General features: G+C 65.3%; 5 protein-coding genes. All 5 read right to left on the bottom strand.

The annotated features are described in order from the left end of the window. Positions 1 to 690: efflux RND transporter permease subunit (locus J0I64_RS00610; protein WP_291405427.1), on the bottom strand; the 690-nt coding region annotated here is incomplete at its 3' end. A gap of 12 nt (positions 691 to 702) precedes the next feature. Continuing rightward, complete coding sequence (locus J0I64_RS00605; RefSeq protein ID WP_291405426.1) at positions 703 to 1935, bottom strand: efflux RND transporter periplasmic adaptor subunit; 1233 nt, start codon at positions 1933 to 1935, stop codon at positions 703 to 705. 311 nt (positions 1936 to 2246) lie between these two features. Beyond that, on the bottom strand, positions 2247 to 3080 hold the full coding sequence (gene sseA, locus J0I64_RS00600) for a 3-mercaptopyruvate sulfurtransferase (protein WP_291405425.1): 834 nt from the start codon (positions 3078 to 3080) through the stop codon (positions 2247 to 2249). 138 nt (positions 3081 to 3218) lie between these two features. Further along, a complete protein-coding gene (locus tag J0I64_RS00595) occupies positions 3219 to 4202 on the bottom strand; it encodes an ABC transporter ATP-binding protein (RefSeq protein WP_291405424.1) in 984 nt (327 codons plus the stop codon). A gap of 12 nt (positions 4203 to 4214) precedes the next feature. Further along, positions 4215 to 4798 (bottom strand): ABC transporter permease subunit (locus J0I64_RS00590; protein WP_291405422.1); only part of this gene is annotated, 584 nt, incomplete at its 5' end.

The following is a 4798-nucleotide window of genomic DNA, read 5'->3' as shown; positions in this document are numbered from 1 at the left end:
GTTGATGGAGCCGGCGGGGGCGTCGAAGGCAACGCTGGACAGGGCGCTGCGAATATCGGCGACGGTGAGGCCGTGGCTCGCGAGCTTTACCGGGTCGATATCGACTTCGAAGGCGGAGGTGCGGGTGCCGTAAACCTGCACTTCGGCGACGCCTTCGACAGCGGCGAGGCGCTCGGTGACGATGCCGTCGACCAGCTCGCTGAGTTGGGCAATGGAAAGCTTGTCCGAAGTGACGGAGAGCTGCATGACCGGCTGGGCGTCGCTGTCGGCCTTGAAGATGGTGGGGGCTTCGACGCCGGTCGGCAATTGACGGGTGACGCGGCTAAGCGCATCGCGCACGTCGGAGGTGGCGATATCGAGATTGGTGTTTTCGGAGAATTCGAGGGTGACGCGGCTCTGGCCAACCGAGGAGCTCGAGGAGATGGCGGTGACGCCCTGAACGCGGGCGACGGCGCCTTCGACGATGGCGGTGACTTCGCGGTCGACGGTTTCAGCGGCGGCGCCGGTGAAGCTGGTAGAGACCGAGAGGACCGGGCTTTCGACGCGGGGAAGTTCGCGCACCTCGATGCCGATAAGGGCCGCAAGGCCGGCCACCATGATCAGCGCGTTGATGACCACGGCCATGACCGGGCGGCGGACGAAGAGCGTTGCCAGGGCGCCGCCCCGTTCGTTCTTGCTGGCAATGGACAAGGCGGCGCCTCCTTAGTTGGTCGCGACTGACGGTTGCGGCGGGGTTGCTCCGGTGCCGTCGGGACCTTCGAGCAGGTTGACGGTGGCGCCTTCGCTGAGCTGCAGAATGCCTTCGGTGATGATGGCGTCGCCTGGCTTCAGATCGCTGCGGACGAGGACGCCATCGCTATTGCGCTGGATGATCTCGGCCATGACGCGGGTGGCCTTGCCGTCGAGATATTTCCAGACATAGGAGCCCTGGGCCGACCAGAGGATGGCGAGCGGGTTGACCGCCGGATATTCCTCGCCGGGGAAGGCGAGGGAGACGGTAAAGCTCATGCCGGCGCGGAGGGCGCCTTCGGGATTGGGGATTTCGGCCTGAACCTGCAGGGTGCGGCTGGCCGGGTCGATGCGCGTGTCGATGGCCGAAATGTCGCCGGCAAAGCTCTGACCGGGGAGGGCGATGGCGTTGACGGTGACAGGCATGCCAGGCTCGATCTGGGCGGCGTAGCGCTCGGGTACCCAGAAATCGATGAGGATGGAGGACGTGTCGTCGATCGAGGTGACCGTGGTTTGGGCCGGCACGTAATTGCCGGGGGTCACGCGGATGAGGCCGACCTTGCCGCCGATGGGGCTTTCGATGGTGCGGCGCGTCAGGGCCATCTCGGCATTGCGCAGGGCAAGCTGGGCATTGGCGGCGCTGAGCTGGGCGGCGGTGAGGGCGGTGCCGGCGACGACGTTGTTGTTGGCGAGACCTTCGGTGCGGGTCAGAGTGGCGCGGGCGTCTTCGAGGGCGAGCTGGGCGCGGTCGAACTCGATCTGTTCGGCAGCGGCATCGAAGCGCGCGATGGTGGCGCCGGCTTCGACGATCTGGCCAGGGCGGACCAGCACTTCGGTCAATTCGCCGCCGGAGGTGGCGGCCACGGTGACCGAGCGGACGGGCGTGCCCTCGCCGATGGCGGCGAGAGTGTCGTTGATGCGGGCGAGGGTGACGCCGGTGGTAATCACATTGGTGGTGCGGGCGCCAAAGCCGCCGGGGCGACCAGGTCCGCCGCTACCGCCGGGACCACCAGCGGCCTGCTGATTGCCGGGGCGCTGGCCCTGGCCGCCAGTTTGCGGGGCCGGGGTGGCAGCTTCGGCCTGGGGGCCGAAGGGAAGGACGATGCCGGCATTGGACAGGACCTGGGGCGCGCCAGGCGCGAAATAGAGCCAGGCAAAGGCGGCCGCGGCGAGAACCGCGATGGAGGCAATGAACTGCCGGATCAAAAGAAAACCTCAAATGCGGGGGGCGCGCAAAATCGGAGTAAGCCTAACAGCTTAAGCGGGTGATCCACATTAATATCCCGTAATCTTGATCAAATACGGGAAGGCGGGGCGTGGTAAGGTCTTGGCGCAAAACGGAGATCCCCGCTTTCGCGGGGATGACGTGGTGGGTGCCGGGGCGCTGTGGAAACCGGCTGCTTTACCCTCTTTCGTCACCGTCTGGCTTGTCCGTGCCTGGGCGAGATGGATCGCCCCGGACGAGCCAGGCAATGACGATCGAAAAGGAATATGCGGTTCTGTCGATCCGCCTGGGATCAGCTCTCGACTTCGGCGTCGGGGCGGGCGCCCCATTCGGACCAGGAGCCATCATAGACGGCGACGGTCTTGGCGCCGACCTGATCGAGCGCCAGGGCCAGGGTCGAGGCGGTGACGCCGGAGCCGCAGGAGGTGATGATCGGCTGGGTCAGATCGACGCCGCGTTCATCGAAAATGGCCTTGAGGGCTGCGGGGGATTTGAGGACGCCGTTTTCGGAGAGGAGGCTCACCGGGATATTGCGGCTATTGGGAATATGGCCGGCGCGGAGGCCGGGGCGCGGCTCGGGGACTTCGGCGTGGAAACGCTGGGCCGGGCGGGCGTCGAGGATCTGCGCTGTCTCGTCCTTGCTGCGGGCATTGACGACGTCGAAGTTGGCGACACGGTTGGAATTGAACTTTACCTCGAACCGGGCGGCGTGGCGGGTGACGAGGCCGGCTTCGAGCGAGCGGCGTTCGGTGCGCCACCTTGGGCCGCCGCCAGCGAGGATGTGCACCTTTTCGGCGCCAAAGGTCTTGAAGGTCCACCACACGCGCGGGGCGCTGAAGAGGCCGAGCTCGTCATAGATGACGATGGTCATGTCGCTGCCAATGCCGAGGGCGCCAACCATGTGGGCGAAATCGGCCGGCGAGGGCAGCATGTGGGGCAGGTTGGTGGACGTATCGGCGATGCCGTCGATGTCGAAGAAGACGGCACCGGGAATGTGGCCAGCGAGGTATTCGGCCTGGGCGTTGCGGGACGCGTTGGGCATGTGCCAGCTCGCATCGACCACGACGAGATTGGGATCGCTGAGGTGGGCGGCGAGCCATTCGGTGGTGACGAAGGTGGTGTCCATGGCGCGATTCCAAGTTGTGTTGGAGGCAGAATGGGCCGCGGAGAGGGAGGTGGTCAAAGGGTATTTGGACGCCGGGCGAAGGGGGCGGCTCACGATCCTGTCAGCGGGAGGACGAGGCGTGGCCTCGCCCTTTGATGCTCAAGCGCCCAGCGTCAATACGTCCTTGGCGGCGAGATGGAGGGTGACGCTGTCGCCGCGCTGGGGCGGGGTGGCAGCGTTGATGTTGAAGGTATCGATGTTGATCGGGGTGCCGGCGACATCGACGCGGAGGCGGACGACGGAGCCGAGGAAGCCGACATCGGCTATGGTGCCGGCGAGGGTGGTGTCCGTTTCGGGGCGCGGGGCGAGCGAGATCAGCTCGGGGCGGATGGCGCGGCTCGGGCCGAAGGTGGCTTCTGGGAGCGTGTTGAGCTGGCCGACGAAGGTCGCGACGAAGCGGGTCGAGGGGCGGTTATAGATCTCGTGGGGCGAGCCCATCTGGTCGAGATTGCCCGCATTCATGACCACGATGCGGTCGGAAATGGACATGGCCTCTTCCTGATCGTGGGTCACGAAGACTGTGGTGATGCCCAGGTCCTGCTGGATAGCGCGGATTTCTTCGCGCAGGGACACGCGGATTTTTGCGTCGAGCGCGGCGAGCGGTTCGTCGAGCAGCAGGAGGCGCGGCTTTGGCGCGATGGCGCGGGCGAGGGCGACGCGTTGCTGCTGGCCGCCGGACATTTCATAAGGGAAGCGCTTTTCGAAACCCGGGAGGCCGATGAGTTTCAGCATTTCCTCGACGCGGGCGCGGCGCTGGTCGGCGGGCATGCCGGCGATTTTCAGGCCGAAGGCGATGTTGTCGCCGACCGTGAGATTGGGGAAGAGGGCATAGGCCTGGAAGACCATGCCGAGCTTGCGCTGGTTTGGCTTCAGGTGCGTGAGGTCTTCGCCATCGACACGGATGGAGCCGGAGGTGGGGCGCTCGAAACCGGCGATCATTCTGAGGATCGTGGTCTTGCCGCAGCCGGAGGGGCCGAGGAGCGAGATGAACTCGCCCTTTTCGAAGGCGAAATTGACGCCCTTCACGACCGTATTGGTGCCGAAGGATTTGACGAGGTTCTGGACTTCGAGGAAGGCGGCCATGGTCAATCGGTCTCAGTCGTTCTTGGCAGAGGTGCGAGGGGCGAAGCGGCCGAGCACGTTGATCATGCCCATGGCGCCCCAGGTGATGATGAAGGAAATGATGGCGAGCGCGGCAGGCTCATAGGCGCGGTTGGCGCCGATATTCTGCAGATAGGGGCCGAAGGCCGGACGGTTGAGCAGGCTCGCGATGGTGAACTCGCCGATGACGATGGCGAAGGTCAGGAAGGCGCCGGAGAGCACGGCCACGAGGATATTGGGCAGGATGATGTGGCCGATGATCTGCGTGGTATTGGCGCCGGCGATCTGGGCTGCCTCGGTGAGGGTCTGCACGTCGATGGCGCGCATGCCGGTATCGACGGCGCGATACATGTAGGGCAGGGCCAGGGTCACATAGGCGCAGGTGAGGAGGATATCGGTGCCAAGGGCCGAGCCGGTGAAGGGGATCACCGAGGAGGAATTGTAGAGCCGGATATAGCCATAGACCAGGATGATGGCCGGGATGATCAGCGGCATCAGGGTCAGGAATTCGACGAATGGGCGCAGCCAGGGCATGCGCAGGCGGACGAAATAGACCGCCGGCACCACGACGAGGATGC

Source organism: Devosia sp. (assembly GCF_017307565.1).
GTDB lineage: Bacteria > Pseudomonadota > Alphaproteobacteria > Rhizobiales > Devosiaceae > Devosia.
This window is presented reverse-complemented; position numbering and strand designations above follow the sequence as displayed.

Excerpts from the sequence above, each read along its gene's own strand:
- sseA (WP_291405425.1), bottom strand. The coding sequence starts at position 3,080 with ATGGACACCACCTTCGTCACCACCGAATGGCTCGCCGCCCACCTCAGC.
- J0I64_RS00595 (WP_291405424.1), bottom strand. The coding sequence starts at position 4,202 with ATGGCCGCCTTCCTCGAAGTCCAGAACCTCGTCAAATCCTTCGGCACC.